This is a genomic window from Chryseobacterium carnipullorum (genome assembly GCF_900142785.1).
Classification (GTDB): Bacteria; Bacteroidota; Bacteroidia; order Flavobacteriales; family Weeksellaceae; genus Chryseobacterium; species Chryseobacterium carnipullorum.
Map to the genome: position 1 here is coordinate 1 of NZ_FRCD01000032.1, position 22,441 is coordinate 22,441.

A 22,441-nucleotide genomic window follows, 5' to 3' on the forward strand; every position below is an offset into this window, starting at 1 on the left:
AAGACTTAATCTAAAAGGAAAGAGTCCGGTACAGTACCGAACTCTTTCATATAATAATATTGTTTAATTTTGTCTAAACTTTGGGGTGCAGTCTAAAATTTTCGGGATTTTTTTATTTTACGGTTTCAGCCTTTTCGTATTTTTCTTTTTCTGCTTCATAGATTCTTTTTCTAAGATCACTGGTTGAGAACCTGTGGTCTCTTTTATTGTAAAAGATCTCGATGCCTTTTTCCTCACAATATTGTTTACCCGTAAAATCTTTATCCATATAATCATCACCGATGATTCTTACATCAATCACGAATGACTTCAGAATATCCAACAGATCTTCTTCCGTATAATAAGGAATAATCTCGTCAACAGCATTAACAGCCTTAAGCTGAATATACCTCTCAACAATAGTCTGGCTCGGTTTATTTTTGTTTGGACGATCGTGAGACGGATCAATCTGAAGTCCTACGATTAAATAATCGCATATTGTTTTAGCTTCTTCAAGCATTTTAATATGCCCCGCATGAAGCAAATCAAATGAGGAAAATGTAATACCTATTTTCTGTGTTTTCATATTAATTTCAATTAAAATTCCGAAACAATATCTGTCTTTTTAAAAGTGTTAAAAAAAAGAAATTGAGGGGAAAAGATTTGATGATTCGATGATTTGTTTTTATCTTTTTTCAATGTATCCTTTATACCGTTTGTGCATCAAGATACATCTGCCATTTCCATACTGTTCTCAATGATTCTTCCAATGTGGTCTCAGACTTCCAGTGGAGTTCTTTTTCAGCTTTATCAGCATTGGCATAGGCAACTGTAATATCGCCTTCCCTCCTCTCACAAATCTGATAGGGAACTTTTACATCATTAGCTGTTTCAAAAGCTTTCACGACTTCTAATACCGATGATCCTTTTCCTGTTCCCAGATTGAAGATATCAATGACGGTCTCTTCATTACTCTGCATTAATTTCTTAAGCGCACTTACATGAGCTTTAGCCAAATCTACAACATAAATATAATCCCGAACTGCCGTTCCATCTTCCGTATCATAATCGTCACCCCAAATATTGAGTTTCTCACGAATCCCAGCTGCTGTTTGAGTAACATACGGGATGAGATTATTGGGAACACCAATCGGAAGTTCTCCCAGTTTTCCTGATGGATGGGCTCCGATCGGATTAAAATATCTCAAAAGAGAAATTCTTCTGTTATATGCTTTTGCAAAATCTGTTAAAATCTCCTCTCCCATTTGCTTTGTTTTACCATAAACACTTTCAGGAAGTTTCAAAGGCGTATTTTCATCAATCGGCATGGTCTCTGCCTGGCCGTATACGGTGCAGGAAGAACTGAAAATGAAATTAGAGATTCCTCTTTCTTTAAACTCCTGAAGAACATTGATGAGGGTAAATAAATTATTTTCATAATAATCAACAGGTTTTAACTGACTCTCTCCAACCGCCTTAGAAGCTGCAAAATTAAGACATCCTTCGATTTTATGCGCATCAAAAACCTGAGTAAGCAGTTCTCTGCGTCTTAAGTCAAAAGGATAAAAAAACGGCTTTTTGCCTGTAATCTCTTCGATATTCTTTAAAATAAATCTTTCCGAGTTGGATAAATCATCTACAATAACGACTTCAAAACCGTCGTTAAGTAGCTCCACTACTGTGTGGGAACCGATATATCCAAGCCCGCCTGTAACAAGTACTGCCATTTTTTTTTAATATTTTTTTTAATCTGTGTGTTTGCCTATGTTGTTTATTTCGCTCTTTGCAGGCGTATGCCGTAAGTAATTTATAAGTAATATCGGTCCTATTAAAAATAAAGTTAGTCCAAATAAAAAAGAATAAATATACGCTCCCCATTTCTCATCATAATTAATATAAAAGCTCATTAAACCTAAAATTATAATTGAAACACCTGTAATATTTAAATATATAAACATTTTTTTTGATTCTTTGAACACATGTACAAATGTCACAATCAATAATACAAATGCTATGAAATTTAAAAAATAGATCGGAATTCTAAATTGAATGTACTTTTCTACTAATCTATAACCTTTAAGTAAAACATTAATTACGAATACTCCATAATAAATAATCCACCCTAAAATAAAAACAATTGTAAAAAAATAAGCAAACTTATTCTTAAGTATTCTTTCGTCGTGAAGCATGGTTTTATTTCATAAACTCAAGCACTGCATCGGTAATATACTTCAGCTGCTCTTCATCTAATTCCGTATGCATTGGAAGAGATATTACCTGATCCAAAAGCTTATCAGTATTCACAAAATCAGCATCATTGCTTTCCTGATAATACGCTTTCTGCTTTCTCAATGCTACAGGATAATAGATCATGGCCGGAATATCTTTTTCTGTAAGAAACTTTTGAAGCTCGTTACGTTTTCCGTTTGTAATTCTTAGTGTATACTGATGGAATACATGGGTTGAATTTTCTGACCTTTTTGGAGTAAGGATATCGGTAAGACCTGAAAAAGCCTCATCATAATAATCTGCAGCTCTTCTTCTCGCTTCGTTATAAGAATCCAGATGTGGAAGTTTTTTTCTTAAAACCGCTGCCTGAATGCTGTCTAATCTTGAATTCACTCCTACCTCATCGTGATAGTATCTTTCATACATTCCATGATTGACAATCCCTCTTAAACGGTGAGCAAGCTCATCATTATTGGTAAAAATGGCACCACCATCCCCATAACAACCTAAATTTTTAGAGGGGAAAAATGAAGTGGTTCCCACAGTTGCCATTGTTCCTGCATATTTTTGAGTGCCGTCTGCGAATGTATATTCTGCTCCGATTGCCTGCGCATTGTCTTCGACTACATAAAGATTGTGTTCTTCAGCAATTTTTAAGATCTCTTCCATATTAGCACACTGTCCGAAGATATGTACCGGAATGATTGCTTTTGTTTTGGGCGTGATTGCTTTTCTGATCTCTTCGGGAGAGATGGTGAATGTATCGTAATCTACATCTACCAGGACTGATTTCAGTTTAAGCAGATGAATAACTTCTACTGTAGCAGCAAAAGTAAAATCAGCGGTGATCACTTCGTCTCCTTCTTGAAGGTCCAAAGCCATCAGCGCGATCTGTAAAGCATCCGTTCCGTTAGCACACGGGATCACATGCTTTACATCTAAATAAGATTCCAATTCATTCTGGAAAGACTTCACTTCGGGGCCATTGATAAAAGCCGCAGAATCCATTACATTTAAAACTGCATTATCTACATCATTCTTTATTTTGTAATACTGACTTTGCAAGTCAACCATCTGAATTTTTTTCATAAATAAATATTTGTGTAAAAATAAGGAATTTAAAATCCTTTCAAAAATTTTATTCATTTTGTTTTATCTTTATAAAAAATAACTTCATGAAAAAACTTTTACTCTTTTGTCTTTTAGTGGGTTACTCTGGTGCCAATGCACAGACAGAGCTTGTTTTTGTTTATTTTACAGGCAAACCGAATAAAGCTGCTTTTTATGCCAATCCTCTTTCAGAACTTACTCAAAAATCACTTAACAGACGTACTTCACTAGGTATTCCGCTGAATGATCAGGATGCCCCTATTGAACAGTCTTATCTGCAGAATCTTCAGAACCTTGGTTTTACCGTCATTGATTATTCTAAATGGCTGAACGGAGCTGCTGTAAATGCCACTCCGGCACAGATTGTAGTATTACAGACACAGCCTTATGTATCTTCTGTGGGCCGTTTTGCCAAAAACAACCCATCCATACCTAAAGCAGCCATTAACAATAAATGGAACACCACTTCTGACAGCCAAAAAACACTGACCGTTTTTGATTATGGCTCAGGTTCTGCCCAAATAGACCAGATCAATGTGAGGCCTCTTCATCTGGCAGGATTTACGGGAACCGGAGTTTCTATTGCTGTTATAGATGCAGGATTTCCTTATGTAGATACAGGATCTGCTTTTAATAGACTCAGGACAAATAACCAGATCAAAGGGGTGTATGATTTTGTTACAAAAACCAATAATGTCTACAGTACCTCGATCAGTAATCACGGATCCGCAGTATTGGGAGCTATCGGTGGATACATCAAAGATGTGTTTGTAGGATCCGCGCCTGATGCTGATTTTTATCTGTACCGCAGTGAAAATGCTGTTGGTGAGATTCCGGAAGAGGAAATATACTGGATAGAAGCGGCGGAAGAAGCTGATAGAAAAGGGGTAGATATCATCACAGCTTCTCTGGGATATAATATTTTTGATGATCCTAGATATAGCTATACCTACTCTGATATGAATGGAACCACTTCTTTCATCGCCAGGGCAGCTGAAATAGCGGCAAATAAAGGTATTTTCGTTCTCGCTGCGGCAGGAAATGCAGGCCAGCAGGCATGGCATTACCTCATGACCCCGGCTGATAATGCTAAGGTTTTTAGTATAGGTTCTGTAGATGCCACGGGGAATTCATCAGGGTTCTCCTCTTATGGGCCCAATTCGCTGGGGATTGTAAAACCTGACGGAAGTGCAAGGGGAACTGCTTCAGCAACAGTCAACAACAGTACATTAACTTCTGTCAATGGAACTTCCATTGCAACCCCTATTGCAGCTGGCGGTGTGGCATGTTTTATTCAGGCTTTCCCTTCGATGAACAGAGAGCTCATGAGAACAAAATTAAGACAAACGGCTTCCCTTTATCCCAATCATACAGACCAGATGGGCTACGGTATTCTCAACTTTGGAAGTGTCTATAATCAGGTATTGAATACTTCTGAAACAGTGAAAAAAGAGAAATTTGCCATTTTCCCGAATCCTGTTAAAAACATTTTGAATATTGCTTCTGAAAGTGAGGTATTATCCCTGGAAGTCTATGATAATCTTGGGAAATTGGTCAGAAAAAACAGCGGCCAGAAATCTATAAAAGTAGAAGAATTCCCCAAAGGAACTTATTATCTTAAAATTCAGATGAAGGACAAAAGCTTTTATGAAAAATTTTTAAAGGAATAGTATATTTAAAAGAAAACGCCTTTCAAATTGAGAGGCGTTCTTTATAAGGACTTATGCTGAGTTTCTACTCGCATTAATATTTCCAAACAGTGATCTGGTCACCAGCTTTTCATAAGCTTCTTTATTCCCTTCTCCTTTCTGGATTTTCATCAGTGCATATTGCTGAATACTTAATAATGGCAAGACAATCTTTTCACGGATCTTCACGGACTTTCTGGAAAGCGGATCTTCTTCCTGCAACATTTTGAATCCTGTAAGTTCAAGCATAATATCTCTTGAAAGGGTATATTCATCAAAAAGCACCTTCCAGAATGCACCAAATTTTGGATTATTTTTGATGTAATAGGTCAGAGGAAAATAAGATTTGTTCATACTCATCATTGAATTAAGAACCAGAGTTTTAAAGAAATCAGAACCTTTATACAAGTCTTTTACTTCTTCAAGTCTGCCCTGTTCTTTCATCTGCTGCATGGCAAATCCGAATCCGAAGAATCCGGGAACATTCTGTTTCAACTGTGCCCAAGAACCTACAAATGGAATGGCTCTCAGATCTTCAAATTTCAGTTCGCTGCCGCTTCCTCTTTTGGATGGACGGCTTCCAATATTGGTCTTCCCATAATATTCCAGTGTACTCATCTCCTGAAGGTAAGGAACAAACATCGGATGAGCTTTCAGATCTGAATATTTTTTATAACTGATATCAGCCAGCTCGGCAATCAGTTTTCTTTCTTCTTCTGTAAGGTCTTTTTTAGAATTTTTAAAGACATCATTTTCTACCCCGGCAGTTAATAGCTGTTCAAAATTGTACTTGGCCTGTTCTTTATTTCCGAAAATACTGGTGATGGTCTGTCCCTGAATAGTCAGCTCAATTTTATTGTTGGCAATCGTATTTCCCTGTGAAGCATAAAAATCGTGGGTTTTCCCTCCTCCTCTTGCGGGTGGCCCTCCTCTACCATCAAAGAATACCACTTTAATACCATTTTGAACGGAAAGTTTAGTTAAGACCTCTTTAGCCTTATAAATTTCCCAGTTTGCCTTCAGGTATCCACCGTCTTTGGTTCCATCTGAAAAGCCAAGCATGATGGTCTGCTGATTCCCTCTGCTTTCAAGATGCTTTTTATAAACAGGATTCTGGTAAAGTTCGTTCATGACCTGTTCAGAATTGGCAAGACCTTCCATCGTTTCAAAAAGCGGAACGATATCCATTTTGATCTGATCTTCCTGATAACCACAGATCTTAAAAAATGCATAGACATTCATCACATCTTTTACAGCATCAGAATTTGAAATAATATAACGGTTCATACCCCGCTGTCCGTTCAGATCCTGAATTTCAGCAATCTGCGAAACTGTCAGTAAGGTATCTTTCACGATATCTTCAAACTGATTTGCATCGACTTTTTCATCAAGCTGAATCAGTTTATTGAATTTTTCTTCATGAGAAACCTCTGTATTTCCATATACTTTTGTAAAAACGTCATCAATGACTTTCTGATGAATCCTGCTGTCCTGGCGAATATCCAGCGTTGCAAAGTGAGTTCCGAAAATTTTCACCCGGTCTCTAAAGTTAGCCAGAAGATCTAAAAACAGAGAATTGTGTTCATTCACGAGTATTTTTTCGGCTGCATCTGCCTTTTTAAGAATATCTTCTGCGGTAATGATATTTCCATTAAAGATGGCTCTGTACAGGTCATCGCTTAACTGAGTCAATACTTCAGAAACACCTCTGAAACTTAATCTTCTTCTGATAAATTTCAAATGGCTATAATAGGATTTCAGAATGGCAGAACGGAGTTCTTCTGCGACTCTTTTGGTAACATCCGCGGTCACAAATGGATTTCCATCTCTGTCGCCACCCGGCCAGAAACCAAGCTGAATAATATCTTCATGAAGATGAAAATGACTGCTTCCAAATGTCTTCTTAATCTTGGTAAACAGCTCCCCGATCGTATCATAATACACATATCTCAAATAGGAAATAATGCTCAATGCCTCATCGATGGGCGTTGGTTTTTCTTTATTCACGAAAGGAGTTTTTCCCAACTGCTGCAGAAGCATATCAATTTGAGTTACTGAGTCGCTGGTAATAGCGCCTCTTAAATCCTGGATGATTCTTTGTACCGAGCTTGGATAAAACTGGGTGGGGTGTGCTGTAAACACCACTTTTACCGTAAAGTCTTCCAGCTTTTCACGGACTTTTTCAAGTTTTTGATCCTGGTACGACCTTTCAAAAAGATTGGTTACTGTTCCGCTGTCGCTTTCGGAATGAAGATTGGGGAATGCAGCATCTTCAATACTGTCAAACAAAACCACCTGTCTTTCGATGTATTGTATGACTTTAAAAAGCAGTTCCAATTTCTGCTCTTCCGTCTGAAGATCGGTATGGTTTTTAAAGAATTCTTCAACAATCTCCTCAGGCGTTTTTCCTTCTTCGTATCCGTTTCGGCTTTCCTCGTAAAGGAAGGGAAGAAGCATCCCAATATTGGTCATTTTATCATAAGGCAGGCTCATAAATAATGAATTGTAGATCTGGAACTTATTCTCCACGATCTGCCTGAATTTTTCTGCTCGTTCGTCGTGTATCATATAACAAATGTAACGGATTTTGGAATTAAATGAATTGATAAATGACAAAAAATGCATTACCGGAAATAAAATTATTTTACTATTTTCTAAAAACTACTCCCATTAAAGAAAACGCTACAGCTAATCCCTTTTATCTTAAGATAAATATGGAAATTTACAGGACTGAAATAGGCTACTTTATAGGCAAGGGTTCTCAACATGGAACATATTTAAAAATAAACGAGATTAAAAGATAATAATTTCGACAGACTTCCAAATACATCACTGCAAAAAATACAATATCAACAGGATTTTTAAGTATTACTATTCAATTTTATAACAATTTTGAATTAAATCAGTTTAATGATTAATTTTACTTTCATAGAAATTAATCAACATCCAATGAAACATCTATTTATATTCCTTTTAATAACCTTTATTTTCACAGGCTGTGGTGATGATTGCTACAATGCTCCTCAGACTATAGCATTTAAATTGGTGAATTCCAATGATGAAAATCTGATCACGAATGGAACCCTTACCGCTTATTCTATTAAAGATGACCATCAGGTTGGGGTACAATTAACTAAAACCTCCGAAGATCTGATCATTTTAGAAAATGTAGGTGCTTATAATGGAACAAAAAATTATATTTTCTCTTCTAATATTAAGTCTTTTAATTTTTCAATACAGTCGTCAGAGTTTAAAGGAGGTTGTGATGGTTTTGAGATCAATAAATTAACGTTTACAGGGGTAGGGATCAACGTAACGGATGAAAAAGGATATTATAAAATCGTACTTCAATAGTCTTCATGATGAATTTAATCTGCAGCAGATGAAGGTCAGATTGAAAAAGAACAGGTCCAATGTAATAAAAAGCTATCTTACACTGTCTTAGAATAAACGGCCCTATGAAAACCTCATCGAAATCATTTCTTGTTATTATCGTTTTATTGATACAAAACTATACAGCACAAAAGCGTTCTGACAGCATTAATGCCTTCATAACCCATAAAATGCAGGAACTGAAAATCCCGGGACTTCAACTGGCCGTCATCAGAAACGAAAAAATTGATCACCTGAGTCATTACGGACTTGCCAATATAGAACATGGGATCGCGACAAAAAACAATACGGTATTTTCTATCAATTCAATGACAAAAGCTTTTGTTGGGGTTGCTGTGATGCAGCTTCAGGAGCAGGGAAAATTAAAAACCAATGATCCTATTTCAAAATACATCACTGACATTCCTGAAAACTGGAAAAAAATAACCATTAGACAGCTACTGAGTAATACCTCAGGACTTCCCAATAATATTGATGAAAAAGAACAGGTATTGGGTGACGGTATCGAAAACAAAAACTGGGAAATCGTCAAGACCCTCCCGATGGAGTTTTCACCCGGTGAAAAATTCAGTTATAACCAAACCGGATACTTTATCTTAGGAAAAATAATTACGCAGTTAAGTGGAGTTCATTTCACAAAATTTATTGAAGACAATCAATTCAAACCTTCCAAACTGCTGGTCACTCAATTTGGAGATTCCAACGATATCATTGAGAACAGTGCAGGGGCCTACTCTACCATTATCAATAACGACGGCCACTGGATCAACGATGGAAAACTTCACAACGCTTATGCCACTTTCCCACTCTTTTTCCGGACAGCTACAGGAATTCTGTCTTCAGCAGAAGATTTAAGCAAATGGATACTAGCTTTACAGGAAGGCAAACTGCTTAAGGATCAAAAAAGCATCAGAGAACTTTTCACGACCATAAAACTCAATAACGGTGATATAGGTGGTTTCAATAAACTCACGAATGGTTATGCTCTGGGATGGCCGACTGTTGTACGAACTGAACATCCTGCTGTTGCTCCTGTGGGCGGTATGCGCTCTGCCCTATTTGTATATCCTCAGGATCACCTGTCTATTGTCGTTTTAACCAATCTGCAAGGCTCAAATCCTGAATGGTTCATTGATGAAATTGCAGGCTACTATATTCCTGATATGAAAGCTGAAAATGGTTTTGGGCTCAGTCCCAACATGAAAATGCTGTACTTACAAACTCGTGCAGACGGTTATCAAAATGTAGCTTTGGTTTATCAGAAAATCAAAAAGAAAAACAAAAGCTTTAAGGTGTCTGAGGATGAGATCAATTCATGGGGCTACCAGATGATGGGACGTGATCTTAAAAATGAAGCATTAGCTGTTTTTAAATTGAATAAGGAATTATTTCCCAACAGTTCCAATGTTTTTGACAGTTATGGTGAAATATTAGATGCACTGGGACGTAAACAAGAAGCCATTATGAATTATAAAAAATCATTGCTTCTCAATCCCGATAATACCAATGCTGCTAATTATTTAAAGGATAAAAAATAAATCATCATTCATTTTCGTAAATTTGCCGTAAAGTATTTACTTTATGAAACTCATGGTCATCACTTCGCTGCTTCTATCCCATCTGTTCTTTGCACAGACTGCAGTTCCAGATGACTACAGGAAGATTCCGGATATTCTGGATACCACAGAATATTTATACCCGTTTATTATTCCTGATAAAGATTATGGTTATTGGAGGGTGCTTACCAATGACACTGACCCTGAAAAAGCAGTGATCTATGAAAGCCAGATGCCGGACTTTATGACCATCAATGAGCCGATTCCTGAGAGAGGTTTTTTCCAGCAATGTATGGGCAACAGATGCTTTTCCTATATCCTTGCCTGTAAAAAAGAAAGGTCTGTCTATTTTTCCAGTGAACAGCAACTACGCGACTTTATCGGAACGGTAGATAATCTTCCGGAAGCTATTTTAGTGGCCCAAACGTATGGTTTTTCCATAGATACCGGCAATAAGGCAGGAGGTTCCTATAAAATTGAAGACAACTATATATCCCTGTATGTCTCAAAACCTAAAGGCTGTCCTGAAATTAAAGAATCCTACGTCATCAAAATCAATAGAAAAACAGGCAGACTGGAGTCAAAAAATAATGGGGTTTATTTTCAAGGTGAGAACTGCAATACCTCAGCTCAGGTTATTGACAAATAAAAATGCTGTTTCAAAAGATTAAAAATTTTCTTGCAACCTTTTGAAACAACCTCTTTCTTTCATTAAATATTGATTGCTCCCTGACCGGAAGCCATTAAATAAGCCTCTTTTAGAGCTTCAGAGTAGGTAGGATGCGCATAGGAGATACGGAACATATCTTCTGCCGTCACCTCATATTCCTGCGCTATAACAGCCTGAGCAATCAAATCTGCGGCTCTGGCTCCAATGATGTGCACGCCGAGTATTTCACCATATTTGGGATCGACAAGGACTTTTGCAAAACCTTCTGTATCCATGGACGCTCTTGCTCTTGCACTGGCAGAAAAGGGGAATTTCCCAACCTGATAGCTTATATTGTTTTTCTTTAAATATTCTTCAGAAAATCCTACAGAAGCCACTTCCGGCCAGGTATATACCACCGAAGGAATACGGTCATAATGGATATGACGTTTTTGCCCATTGATTGTTTCTGCAACAAGAACGCCCTCCTCTTCAGCTTTATGAGCAAGCATTGCCCCTCCAACCACATCACCTATTGCGTAGATATGGGAAACGGAAGTCTTTCTCTTTTCGTCAACCTTTATAAATCCACGGTCATCCATCTGTATTCCTGTATTTTCAAGTCCTAATCCACTTGTATAAGGGCTTCTTCCAACCGCAACCAAAACGTATTCCGCTTCAAGTTCATGGTCTTCATTATTTTTATCCCTGAAAAACACTTTAGCAGAAGATCCTGAATTCTCTGCTTTGTAAACAGACTGGCTCAAACGGATGTCAACACCTTCCTTTTTCATGGTCTTCTGAAGGCTTTTGCCTAACTCATGATCCATTCCGGCAATCAGATGATCGGCATATTCCAGAATCGTCACGTGAGTTCCAATGCGACTGAATATGGATGCCATTTCTACTCCAATCACTCCACCTCCTATGATGACCATGGATTTTGGATGTTCTTTTAAAGACAGCGCTTCTGTAGAGGTAATAATCCTTTTTTTATCAATCTCTACTCCGGGTATGGATGAAGGTTTGGAACCTGTTGCTATTATATAATTTCCGGCATTAATTTCAATAATCTGATCTCCATCAGTAACTTTGATCAGAGAATTATTGATAAAACTCGCTGTACCTTTTAAACGGGTAATCTTATTTTTACTCATCAGATAATCAAGCCCGGATGTATTTTTGGATACGACTTCAGATTTTCTTTTGTACATCTGCGGGAAATCTACAGCCAGAGTTTCCAGCTTTATCCCATGATCTCGAAACTGATGAGATGCCTCAGCATAATGATGAGAGCTGTCCAGTAAAGCTTTGGTAGGAATACATCCTACATTGGTACAGGTGCCTCCCAGAGTATCATATTTTTCTATGATCACTGTTTTATATCCAAGTTGTGCAATTCTTATCGCGGCTACATAACCGCCGGGTCCTGATCCGATAACGGCAATATCAAAATTCTCCATTTGATTTATTCATTTTTTATAGTTAAATTTACTTGCAAAACGAAAGTAAAATTAAAACAAATACTTGCATTTCGCAAGTATTATTTAAAATATATGGCTATGAGCAAAAAAAGATCGGACTGCCCTATCAGTTCTTCCCTGGAAATCTGGGGGGATAAATGGTCTCTGCTGATTATCCGCGACCTTATGTTAAAGAAAGAATGCACGTATGGAGATTTTCTGAAAGCAGATGAAAAGATCGCGACCAATATTCTCGCTTCCAAGCTACTGCATTTACTGGAATCAGATATTATTGATAAAAAAGATCACCCGGATAGCAAGTTAAAAATTCTGTATCACCTTACGGAAAAAGGGATTGACCTGATTCCCATCATTGTTGAAATTAATCTCTGGGGTGAAAAATATCTGGGTATTCCGGATGAAAGGAAGAAATTGGTGGAAAACATAAAAAAAGACAAAGAAAAGTTTATCCGGGACGCTAAAATTTATCTTTCCCAGGGCAGTTAGAAAATTTTAAGTGATTGGTTGACAAATGATTGTTATTAAGTTTATCCATTCAGCATCGGATAAATATTATCCGTGATCTCATATTTACCATATAAATTCACCATTCCCTTGCAAAGCAAAATTCACCATTCAAATTCCACAACGGTTCAAAGTCCTCAGCCTGAAATCTGGTGTCTGATGTCTTGCTTCTGAATTTAATCATACCCCTATCGCTTTCCAAACATCTTATTCCCAACCTGAATTAAATTTAAATTGTTATTATAAAATAGGGTGATAGTAATTTTAAAATTTCATTAACTCAGTTTTCGCATTGCTTTGCGTAAATTTGAATTAAATAAATTTAGAACAATGCTTAATTTCGAATTTAAAAATCCCACAAAAATACTTTTTGGAAAAGGTGAAATCGCCAAGATCTCCCGTGAAGTTCCAAAAGACGCCAAAATATTAATGATTTACGGAGGCGGAAGCATCAAGAACAATGGTGTTTACGATCAGGTAAAGGAGGCGCTGAAAGATCATGATATACATGAATTCGGAGGTGTTCCTGCGAATCCTGAGTATGAAGTACTAATCAATGCTTTAAGCTTTATTAAAGAAAAAAACATCAATTATCTTCTGGCTGTAGGTGGAGGATCGGTGATTGATGGGACTAAATTTCTTTCTGCAGCCGCCAATTATGATGGGGAGCCGTGGGAAATCCTTAGAAATTCAGTGAGAACATTTGAAGGGGAAGGAATGCCTTTCGGAACTATTCTGACGCTTCCGGCAACTGGTTCTGAGATGAATTCAGGCTATGTGATTTCAAGAAGAGAAACCAATGAAAAATTATCTTCGGGCGGACCGGGCCTTTTCCCTCAGTTTTCTGTTTTAGATCCGGAAGTCATCAGAACAATTCCTAAAAACCAGATCGTCAACGGAATTACAGATGCTTACACACACGTACTGGAACAATATATGACGGCCCCTTCCTCTGCAGATCTTCAGGAAAGAATTGCGGAAAGTATCCTGATCAGCCTTCAGGAAACAGCTCCAAAAGTTTTGGCTGATGATTTTAATTATGACGCTGCCGGAAACTTTATGTGGTGCTGTACGATGGCTCTGAACGGACTGATCCAGAAAGGAGTGATCACAGACTGGGCAGTACACGCTATGGGGCATGAGCTGACTGCTTATTTCGGAATTGATCATGCAAGAACCTTAGCCGTTATCGCTCCTTCTCACTACCGTTATAACTTTGAAACCAAAAAAGGAAAACTGGCCCAGTACGCTGAAAGAGTATGGGGAATCAAAGACGGAACTTTGGAAGAAAAAGCTGAAGCAGGAATCAAAAAGATGGAAGAATTCTTCCACAGCCTGGATATCAAAACTAAACTTTCCGAATATACAGAAGATTACAAAGGTACCGCTGAAAGAGTAGAAAAAGCATTTACAGACAGAAAATGGTCCGGCCTGGGTGAGTATAAAAAACTGACGCCTCAGGATGCTTATAAGATTGTGGAAATGAGTTATTAGGTTTGTTTGATCGGGGTTAGAGCGTTTGATAGTCAATCTATTGACGGATTGTCAATTGCTGGTTTGAAGAGTTAGTGAGTTAGTGTCTGACATCTTTCACCCAGGCTCTTTATTCTTATCTGTTACCATGTAAAATTGACTGTTTACTTGCAAAGCAAAATTGATCATTGACCTCAGTATACCAACTTTGATATGATTCTTATTGCCTGCAACAGACTATTTACTCCCATAAAAATGCATCCCTTTCAAAAATTCATCATATAAAATCCTGTTATTTATAAACATTCGTTTAAAAAAGCAGGATTTCATTGTAAATATTTCAAATTTATTTATATTTTAGCATATTCTTAAATTTGTGAAAATGAAAAAACAGCTACTTTTATTTGCCTTTTCAGCTATGGCACTAACTTCCTGTAAAGATGACAACATAGAAGCTTATGAATTGGAAATGATGAGCGGAGACTGGAAGATTAGTAAAATACAAACTATTTCCGGAAAAGACAATAAAACAGTACTTAAGACTGAAACTCCTTCTGAATGTGAAGCTAAAAATATCCTGTACTTCAGAACTGATTATTACACCAGTAATACTTTTTATTCCGCAGTAGGGCTTGAATGCCAGCTAGCCGGAAAAACAGAAGGTAAATATACCTACACTGAAGAGTCTAAACTGCTAAGCATTAAAAATGACAATGACACTGAAAGACTATACAGAGTGGAAGTGCTGACAAGTCAGGACCTGAAAGTGGCACAGCTGTTCGCAGCATCGGATCTCAACAATGACGGTACCGACGATCTGATCTACGTTACCTACAAAAGATAAACACAGACTCTCGATTTTATCGGGAGTTTTTTATTACTTTTATAAGACATTTAAAATTTGATTACAATGAAGAAGATTCTTTCAGCATTTCTATTGCTGTATTTCGCCCTGTCCTTTTCACAGGAAAAAAAGCCAATGTTCTGGCAAGACATTCAGAATTTCAAAAAAATTGATCAGGAAACACCTCCACCCAAAGATGCCATCCTTCTCATAGGAAGCTCCTCTTTCACGAAATGGACAGACGTCGCCAGCTATTTTCCTGGCAAAACGATTATCAACAGAGGTTTTGGCGGCTCAAGAATGACGGATCTGAATGATTTTGCCGATGATCTTTTAAGCCCTTATCAGCCTAAGCAGATCATTATCTATTGTAGTGATAACGATTTTGCAGACAATCATGACCTGAAAGCCAAAGTAGTGGTCAACAGGTTTAAAACGTTCTACAAAAAGATTCGTGAAAAGTTTCCTACCATTGAAGTGGATTTTATTTCAATAAAATATTCTCCCAGCCGCGAAGTTCTGTGGCCACAGATGAAAGAGACGAATAAAAAGATCGCCGCTTTCATGAAAAAAGAACCTAATGCAGAGTTCATTGATATTACTAAAGCTATGGAGGATTCCACTGGAAATGTAAGAAGAGATCTTTTCGTGGAAGATATGCTCCACCTGACTCCGGAAGGATATAAGATATGGGCAAAAGTGATGCAACCTTATATGAAATAGTAAAGGCTTTCTGAAAAAGCTGTAACAAAAAAGCTCCCGAAATTTTGGGAGCTTTTTTTATTTCTTTTTCTTAGTAGATTTTGATACTGATATCGATTTCTGTTGGGCTCTGTTAGCTCCAAATTTCTTAGGTGCTTTTCTTTTTGAAGGACCACCCCAGTTTTCTTTTTTGTTCTTATCCTTCTTCTCGTGAAATGCTCCTCCTCCTTCGTACAGTTTTACCTGTGCAGGATTCTTCATAATGATCACATCTTCTTCGGAAGCTATTTTCTTAGGGTTTATTTTCACTTCTGCCGGGAAATCATGGAACTTAAGATCCTTATCCATTAATACTTCAATATCCAGAATAGAAGTTTCTTCTTTTTTAGTGGCGAAAGTAATTGCCTTACCGTCTTTGTCTGCCCTACCCGTTCTTCCTATTCTGTGAATATACTGTTCAGGGATTTCAGGCGTTTCAAAATTGATAACATGGGTGATATTTGAGATATCAAGACCTCTGGCCATTACATCGGTAGTAATCAATCCTCTGATCTCTTCATTTTCAAACCTCTTCATGGCTTTAAGCCTGTAGTTCTGAGATTTATTTGAGTGAATGACATCAAATTCTTCAGGGAAAAGTTCATCAATTTTAGCAAAAAGAAGGTCAGAGTTTTTCTTATTATTGGTAAAAATCAAAACTTTAGACATGTCTTCATTATTCTTCAATAAATGCTCAAGAAGATTGATTTTTGTATTGAAGTTTTCAACTTTATAACCAGTTTGTTCAATTTTTTCAAGAGGTGTTCCTGATTTAGCCAATGAAAGCTCAATCGGATTGGCAAAATACTGGTCCAGCATTTCATCTACCGCTTCCGTCATCGTGGCCGAGAAAAGAATGTTCTGTCTCTTAGGCTTCATCATTTCAAAAATATGGGTAAGCTGTGGTCTGAAACCTAAGTTCAGCATTTCATCAAACTCATCAATGATCAGCTTCTGAACTTCTTTCAATGAAATGGCATTGTCAATGGCAAGGTCCATTACTCTTCCCGGAGTTCCTACCAGAATATCGCATCCTGCATTAAATAATAGTTTCTGCGTATTGATATTTTTCCCTCCATATATTCCGATTACCCTGGCGGTAATATTTTCTGTCAGTTTCTCAACAATTTCGGCTACCTGTACTACCAATTCTCTTGTAGGAACAAGAATCAAAACAGTTGGATTCCCTGCTTTGTTGTATTTCCATGTTTTAAGAACGGGCAGAAGATAGGCTAATGTTTTCCCGGTTCCGGTTTGCGCGATTCCCATTACATCTCTCCCGGAAAGTATAGGGCCCAAGCTCTTTTCCTGAATAGGGGTAGGTTCGAATAATTCCAGATCCGCTAAAACATCAAGAATTTTAACCGGCAGGTCAAAATCCGCAAAAGTGAGTTTTTCCATGATGCAAAGATAGGTATTTAAATTTATAGGTTAAACTTAATGTCGGTGGTGAATTTTAAGTTGTGAGAATCAAGAGCTAAGAATCAAGAGCCAAGAGCCAAGAACCAAGATGGTAGACATCAGATTTCAGATTTCAGACATTCCATCCATCAACTAACACAATAAATCAGCAACACTCTAACTCTCCTATCTTGCATCTCGTAACACGAAACTCAATTCACCTTTACACTTGTGCTTTTAATTCTAATATCATCATCTTCCCATTGGCTGGAGGTAATGATGACATATCCTTTCTTCTTTGGATCCTTTTTGATCGGGAATTTTTCATCTTCCCACTGTGAACAATGGGTGGAAATAGAAGGAACTAAAGTCTTCCACCCTGTTTTAGTTAAGGTATACACAAGGAAACCGCGCCAGCAGCTGGTACACCATCCGGGATAAAACCCAAGTTCATCTTTTCCATCTTCATTAAGATCTCCCAGATTATATAAAGTACCGTCATAAGCCGGGGAAACCATAAAAGGTTTTATCTTTTTGTCGCTAAAATAAATGGTTGTTTCACACTTTCCGTCACATTCATCAGTACAGTCTCTTACTTTAGTATAGGCATATTCTTTCGTTCCATTGCCATCAAAGTTGCCCAAAATACCGTTTTCAGCAGTTTCCTGAGCCACGCATAATGAACCGGTTAAAGTCACAGCGATTAAGATTAGTTTTTTCATAGAATAGTTTTTTTCCGGGATTCGGGTTTCGTGATTGAAAGCTCTATTTTATTTGTATGTTTTAGTGTTAGTGAAGATGAAAAGTTAAAGAGAGTGATTGAAGTCAGAAATATGATGTATCTTATGTCTTGTCTCCTGTCTAAACTCTTCTTACTTCCTGGTTACTCTTAATAAAATGACCAATACCAATATAACAGAAAATACAAATCCCAAAACAGCAACCAAAGACATCTCTCCTACTTTGGGTCCCGATTCTGAAGTAAATACGATAGCGGTAGCAATAATATTAGCACCAAGGATCATGGCCAAAATTAAATTGATGATACTAGACTTGATCAGCTGGTTCGTCTTCTCAATATTTTTAATCTCGCTGGATATGGTGAATTTATTGTCATCCAGTTTCTGAAGAACAGACCGGAGTTCTTTAGGAATTTCATCTACATTATCTGTAAAATTCAGCATCCTGTCCATTCCCGTCTTTAAAAGATTCTTTGGACTTATTTTTTTGGTTACTATTTTTCTGGTGTACGGATGGAGGCTTTTCACAATATCCAGATCCGGATTAATGGTTCTTCCCACTCCTTCTATCAGGCTGATTCCTTTAAAAAGCAGGTAGAAATAATCCGGCATATAAAGCCTGTTATCTTTTAGAATATCCTTCATTTTATTAATGATCACCTGAACGTTGATGTCCTGCAATGATGAGCTGTGAACAAAATTCAGAATATCTTCTACATCGCTCTCAAATCTTCTTTCATCAGGAATTTCATAACTGACTGCCATTTTTTTGAGATACCGGACTATTTTATGGGGATTTTTAGCTACAAAACTTACGATCAGATTTTCAAGGATTTCTTTATCATTAGGCTGTATCTTTCCTACAGCACCAAAATCGATAAAGACAATTTTTCCATTCTTTCTTACTAAAATATTTCCCGCATGCGGATCAGCATGAAAAAAACCGTAATCCAGGATCTGGGATACGAATAGTCTTAAACCCACTTCAGAAACTTTTACGGGATCGATATCATGAGCTAAAAGAGCAGCTTTATCAGTTACTTTTATCCCGTCGATAAATTCCATGCAAAGAATATTGTTATTCGAAAATTCTTCATAGATTTTCGGCACATAGGTTTCTTTGTTATTTTTGAAATTCCTGGCAAAATGCAGGATATTTTCTTTCTCGTTGATCAGAGAGACCTCTTCCAGCAAAGATTTTTCAAAAGTAGAGATCGCTTGTTTAAGATTTAGTTTTTCTCCTATCTCAGAATAAGCAGAGACCAATTTTTCAAGGTCCTTAATGAGAAGCAAATCGTCTTCAATAAGGGTCTGTACCTCAGCTTTTTTAAGTTTGAGGATAACAGGACTTCCATCCAGCAAAACAGCTTTATATACCTGAGCAATAGATGCCGTTGCCAGAGGTTCTTTCTGTATTTCAAGAAAATGATCTTTGACAGATATATTAAATTCGTTTTCCAGAATTTCTTCTACATCCATCTCTACCATGTCTACCTTATCCTGAAGCTTTTGTAATTCCTGAATAAGCTCGAATGGAAGCAGATCTTCCCTGTTACTGAATGTCTGACCCAGTTTTACAAACGTAGGTCCCAATTCTTCCAGCACCAGTCTGATTCTTTCATAGACAGTGCCTTTTGAAACAACTTCATCGGGATCGGCAGAAACCGGTTCCTGTTTATTTCCTGTATTCATTCTTGCCAGCATATCTTTAAATCCGTATTTACTGAGTACGGAAATAAGTCTGGCTGATCTTTTCAGTTTTCTTTGCTGTTTGTCAAACATATATTTGTAGATAGTTGATGCAAATTACTCCAAAAATTGTTCCTTTTGCTATTTTTATTTGAATTTGAATCTATGCTAATGCGATCAACAGAACAATCTGCAGCCTGAGCTAAGCCATAAAAAAAGCCGCCATAATATGGCAGCTTTATTTCAACAATATCTTAATAAGTTATTATCCTACTATTCTAACATTGTCTGCTTCAGGTCCTTTTTTACCTTCTTTAATATCAAATTCTACTGCCTGTCCTTCTTTTAAAGATCTAAGGCCTGAAGACTGAATGGCTGAATGATGGCAAAAAATATCGTTTCCGCCTCCGTCTGGTGTAATAAAACCAAAACCTTTTGTTTCGTTAAACCATTTTACTGTTCCTGTCATTATATTTTATTTAAATTGATCAGTGAAGATAGTAAATTTCAAGAATATCATGAAAAAAAAATAACAATTTTAATTCATTATTTTTTCTAATACCCAGATAACAAAATAAATACAAATAAAAAAAAATCTCTTTATCATCTTGTTTAAAGTATTTTTTTATCTTTATAAACATCAAATTACAGACTAACCTATAAATATTACAAAATGAAAAATTTACGCAACAACAAACTTTCAAGAGAACAATTAAAAAGAATTTCAGGAAGCGCCATCGTTATCGGTAACTGTTCAAACAAGTGCTGTCCGGATGACGGAAGGCCCAGATGTCCAAGGCTGATCTGCCCTGCTGTGGTATGCCCGCAATATCTATAGAAAATATAAAATCACTATTATAGAGCAGAACCTAATCTGCTCTTTTTTTATTTTTATACCGGAAGGTTGTACACATTAAAAAAATATCCTGCCACCCGGACAGGATATTTTTTATTTAAAATGATAACATTTTTACTTCAGGTAGGTTTCATAGAGGTCTTTTCTACGGTCGTTCATGACCTGAACAGAGCCGTTATGATGGAGATCTTTCAGAAGATTAAGGTCTACATCCACAATAAGGGTCATTTCTGTATTGGGAGTAGCTTCACCTTTCACAGCATTGGAAGGAAAAGCAAAATCCGAAGGGGTAAATACAGCAGCCTGCCCAAACTGGATATCCATATTGTTGACTCCCGGAAGGTTGCCGACACATCCTGCTATAGCAACATAACATTCATTTTCGATAGCTCTTGCTGCTGCGCAATGACGTACTCTGATATAGGCATTTTGGGTATCGGTAAGGTAAGGCACAAAAAGGATTTTCATCCCCTGATCTGCCAGAATCCTTGGCAGTTCCGGAAATTCTACGTCATAGCAGATCACCAGACCAATTTTTCCGCAGTCGGTATCAAAAACCCTGATTTCGTTTCCGCCTTTCATCCCGTAATATTTTCTTTCGTTTGGCGTGATGTGAACTTTACGGTATTCATCAATGCGGCCGTCACGATGCAACAGGTAGCTCACATTATACAAATCATTAGTATCTGTGTCAAAAACAGGCATACTTCCTGAGATAATATTGACGTTGTAGCTGATGGCCAGTTCAGAAATTTTATTTTTGATTTCTTCACTCAGTTTAGCCAATTCTATCATACTGTCTCTTTCTGAAAGCTTATTGAAGGGTGCCAGCAGCGGAGTATTGAAAAGCTCAGGGAAAAGGACAAAATCGGATTTGTAATCTCCCATTACATTAACAAAAAACTCTACCTGCTCGTAAAAAGCATCGATATTTTTAAAATGCCTCATCTGCCATTGCACCAATCCCAAACGGATAATGCTGTCCTGCATGGTATTGGGCTTTTTGCTGTAGTAGATATTGTTCCACTGCAACAAAACCGCATTTTCCAGTGATGATTCATCTTCAGGAAGATATTTTTTAAGGATTTTTATAGGCAGGAAGTTATTGGAAAGCTGGAATGACAATACGGGATCGTAAATTTCCTTGTCTCTTACTCTTCTGATGTATTCTCTTGGAGAAAGCTCATCACTGTATTTATGATAGTTCGGAATTCTTCCGCCCAGAATGATGGACTTCAGGTTAAGCAGTTCACATAATTCTTTTCTGGCGTCATACAGTCTTCTTCCCAGACGCAGCTCACGGAATTCAGGATCTACAAAGACCTCGATTCCATAGAGTACATTTCCTGTGGAAAGATGGGTATTGAAGGTATAATTTCCTGTAATATCTACATAGGTATGGTCATCTCCGAATTCGTCATAATTCACAATAATGGAAAGGGCTACTGCGGCCAGTTTTCCATCTACGGTGATACAGATCTGACCTTTAGGGAATATTCTGGTGAGCTTTTCGATGCTCTTTTTAGACCAAATAGATTCGGACATCTGCGGATATGCGCGTTTCATCGTTATTACCAATTCATCATAATCCTGAAGGGTCAGGGCTCTTGTTTCTATTTGCATTTGACGTAATTTTACTTAAATTTAGGAAAAAATAATCAGCAGAGAAAGTTATTATGAAAACACAGTCTCAAAAATGAAAATATATCGTCTGATTCATTCTGTAACAATTATTATAATTTTAATGTTGAATTTTTCATACGGGGCTTCGGCAGGTAACGTATCCCATCATTTAAATTTATTATTCAGTTCAAATCTTAATAGCCGTGACGGGAAAAATTTTATTTATTTTATTTTGGGATTTTCTGTATTTCTTAATTATTTAATCGTTGATCAACACAAATTATTGAAACTACTGTATCTTCTACTTATTATGATTAATATTATATTGATCCTACTGTGTATCAAACAATTTTAAATTCAATGTCATAAAAAAATCCCGCCCAGGAGTAGACTGCACCCCAAAGTTTAGACAAAATTAAACAATATTATTATATGAAAGAGTTCGGTACTGTACCGGACTCTTTCCTTTTAGATTAAGTCTT

At 37.1% G+C, this 22,441-nt stretch carries 21 protein-coding genes; 10 read left to right on the forward strand and 11 right to left on the reverse strand.

The genetic code is table 11. The features are described 5' to 3' along the window. Positions 1 to 112: 112 nt before the first annotated feature. From BUC06_RS22695 to BUC06_RS22710, 4 genes are all read right to left on the reverse strand, one after another. Positions 113 to 565, reverse strand: coding sequence for an adenylyltransferase/cytidyltransferase family protein (locus BUC06_RS22695; RefSeq protein WP_073336838.1), 453 nt, complete (start codon positions 563 to 565; stop codon positions 113 to 115). Positions 566 to 686: 121 nt separating this feature from the next. After that, entirely contained in the window at positions 687 to 1,706 is a 1,020-nt protein-coding gene (galE, locus tag BUC06_RS22700) for a UDP-glucose 4-epimerase GalE (RefSeq protein WP_073336840.1), read from the reverse strand. Between the two features lie 18 nt (positions 1,707 to 1,724). Beyond that, complete coding sequence (locus tag BUC06_RS22705; protein WP_073336842.1) at positions 1,725 to 2,168, reverse strand: hypothetical protein; 444 nt, start codon at positions 2,166 to 2,168, stop codon at positions 1,725 to 1,727. 4 nt (positions 2,169 to 2,172) lie between these two features. Beyond that, positions 2,173 to 3,297 (reverse strand): DegT/DnrJ/EryC1/StrS family aminotransferase, encoded by a 1,125-nt coding sequence (locus BUC06_RS22710; RefSeq protein ID WP_073336875.1) that lies wholly within the window; start codon positions 3,295 to 3,297, stop codon positions 2,173 to 2,175. 86 nt (positions 3,298 to 3,383) lie between these two features. Between BUC06_RS22710 and BUC06_RS22715 the strand changes: the two genes are divergently transcribed. Then, positions 3,384 to 4,988: a S8/S53 family peptidase gene (locus BUC06_RS22715; protein ID WP_073336844.1), complete on the forward strand. Its 1,605-nt coding sequence runs from the start codon at positions 3,384 to 3,386 to the stop codon at positions 4,986 to 4,988. A 51-nt stretch (positions 4,989 to 5,039) separates the two neighbouring features. On the opposite strand, the gene BUC06_RS22720 is transcribed toward BUC06_RS22715, so the two are convergent. Then, on the reverse strand, positions 5,040 to 7,574 hold the full coding sequence (locus BUC06_RS22720; RefSeq protein ID WP_073336846.1) for a phosphoenolpyruvate carboxylase: 2,535 nt from the start codon (positions 7,572 to 7,574) through the stop codon (positions 5,040 to 5,042). A 41-nt stretch (positions 7,575 to 7,615) separates the two neighbouring features. Here BUC06_RS22720 and BUC06_RS22725 point away from each other — a divergent pair, with 41 nt between their 5' ends. The 4 genes from BUC06_RS22725 to BUC06_RS22740 all read left to right on the forward strand — a co-directional run bounded on the left by BUC06_RS22725 (position 7,616) and on the right by BUC06_RS22740 (position 10,604). After that, positions 7,616 to 7,810: a hypothetical protein gene (locus tag BUC06_RS22725; RefSeq protein WP_073336848.1), complete on the forward strand. Its 195-nt coding sequence runs from the start codon at positions 7,616 to 7,618 to the stop codon at positions 7,808 to 7,810. A 145-nt stretch (positions 7,811 to 7,955) separates the two neighbouring features. Continuing rightward, positions 7,956 to 8,360, forward strand: coding sequence for a hypothetical protein (locus tag BUC06_RS22730; protein ID WP_123881697.1), 405 nt, complete (start codon positions 7,956 to 7,958; stop codon positions 8,358 to 8,360). A gap of 104 nt (positions 8,361 to 8,464) precedes the next feature. Then, positions 8,465 to 9,937: a serine hydrolase domain-containing protein gene (locus tag BUC06_RS22735; protein ID WP_073336852.1), complete on the forward strand. Its 1,473-nt coding sequence runs from the start codon at positions 8,465 to 8,467 to the stop codon at positions 9,935 to 9,937. A 43-nt stretch (positions 9,938 to 9,980) separates the two neighbouring features. Continuing rightward, positions 9,981 to 10,604, forward strand: coding sequence for a hypothetical protein (locus tag BUC06_RS22740; RefSeq protein ID WP_073336854.1), 624 nt, complete (start codon positions 9,981 to 9,983; stop codon positions 10,602 to 10,604). A gap of 62 nt (positions 10,605 to 10,666) precedes the next feature. Here the strand turns inward: BUC06_RS22740 and lpdA are convergent, their stop codons facing one another. Then, positions 10,667 to 12,067: a dihydrolipoyl dehydrogenase gene (gene lpdA / locus BUC06_RS22745; protein ID WP_073336856.1), complete on the reverse strand. Its 1,401-nt coding sequence runs from the start codon at positions 12,065 to 12,067 to the stop codon at positions 10,667 to 10,669. Between the two features lie 99 nt (positions 12,068 to 12,166). Here lpdA and BUC06_RS22750 point away from each other — a divergent pair, with 99 nt between their 5' ends. From BUC06_RS22750 to BUC06_RS22765, 4 genes are all read left to right on the forward strand, one after another. Beyond that, positions 12,167 to 12,574, forward strand: coding sequence for a winged helix-turn-helix transcriptional regulator (locus BUC06_RS22750; protein WP_228423878.1), 408 nt, complete (start codon positions 12,167 to 12,169; stop codon positions 12,572 to 12,574). 348 nt (positions 12,575 to 12,922) lie between these two features. Continuing rightward, positions 12,923 to 14,086 (forward strand): iron-containing alcohol dehydrogenase, encoded by a 1,164-nt coding sequence (locus tag BUC06_RS22755; protein ID WP_073336860.1) that lies wholly within the window; start codon positions 12,923 to 12,925, stop codon positions 14,084 to 14,086. Positions 14,087 to 14,447: 361 nt separating this feature from the next. Further along, the gene (locus BUC06_RS22760) at positions 14,448 to 14,909 is read left to right on the forward strand and encodes a lipocalin-like domain-containing protein (protein WP_073336862.1); all 462 of its coding nucleotides are present in this window, start codon (positions 14,448 to 14,450) and stop codon (positions 14,907 to 14,909) included. Positions 14,910 to 14,975: 66 nt separating this feature from the next. Then, a complete protein-coding gene (locus BUC06_RS22765; RefSeq protein WP_073336864.1) occupies positions 14,976 to 15,632 on the forward strand; it encodes a GDSL-type esterase/lipase family protein in 657 nt (218 codons plus the stop codon). A 57-nt stretch (positions 15,633 to 15,689) separates the two neighbouring features. Here the strand turns inward: BUC06_RS22765 and BUC06_RS22770 are convergent, their stop codons facing one another. The 4 genes from BUC06_RS22770 to BUC06_RS22785 form a co-directional block, all read right to left on the reverse strand. Then, positions 15,690 to 17,051: a DEAD/DEAH box helicase gene (locus BUC06_RS22770; RefSeq protein WP_073336865.1), complete on the reverse strand. Its 1,362-nt coding sequence runs from the start codon at positions 17,049 to 17,051 to the stop codon at positions 15,690 to 15,692. A gap of 212 nt (positions 17,052 to 17,263) precedes the next feature. Then, positions 17,264 to 17,773, reverse strand: coding sequence for a hypothetical protein (locus BUC06_RS22775; RefSeq protein ID WP_073336867.1), 510 nt, complete (start codon positions 17,771 to 17,773; stop codon positions 17,264 to 17,266). A 150-nt stretch (positions 17,774 to 17,923) separates the two neighbouring features. Then, positions 17,924 to 19,573 (reverse strand): ABC1 kinase family protein, encoded by a 1,650-nt coding sequence (locus tag BUC06_RS22780; RefSeq protein ID WP_073336869.1) that lies wholly within the window; start codon positions 19,571 to 19,573, stop codon positions 17,924 to 17,926. 172 nt (positions 19,574 to 19,745) lie between these two features. After that, on the reverse strand, positions 19,746 to 19,952 hold the full coding sequence (locus tag BUC06_RS22785) for a cold-shock protein (protein ID WP_073336871.1): 207 nt from the start codon (positions 19,950 to 19,952) through the stop codon (positions 19,746 to 19,748). Between the two features lie 201 nt (positions 19,953 to 20,153). Here BUC06_RS22785 and BUC06_RS23975 point away from each other — a divergent pair, with 201 nt between their 5' ends. After that, a complete protein-coding gene (locus BUC06_RS23975) occupies positions 20,154 to 20,318 on the forward strand; it encodes a hypothetical protein (protein WP_164466269.1) in 165 nt (54 codons plus the stop codon). 132 nt (positions 20,319 to 20,450) lie between these two features. Here BUC06_RS23975 and BUC06_RS22790 read toward each other — a convergent pair whose 3' ends face one another. Further along, the gene (locus tag BUC06_RS22790) at positions 20,451 to 21,959 is read right to left on the reverse strand and encodes a carbon-nitrogen hydrolase family protein (protein WP_073336873.1); all 1,509 of its coding nucleotides are present in this window, start codon (positions 21,957 to 21,959) and stop codon (positions 20,451 to 20,453) included. Positions 21,960 to 22,441: the final 482 nt, after the last annotated feature.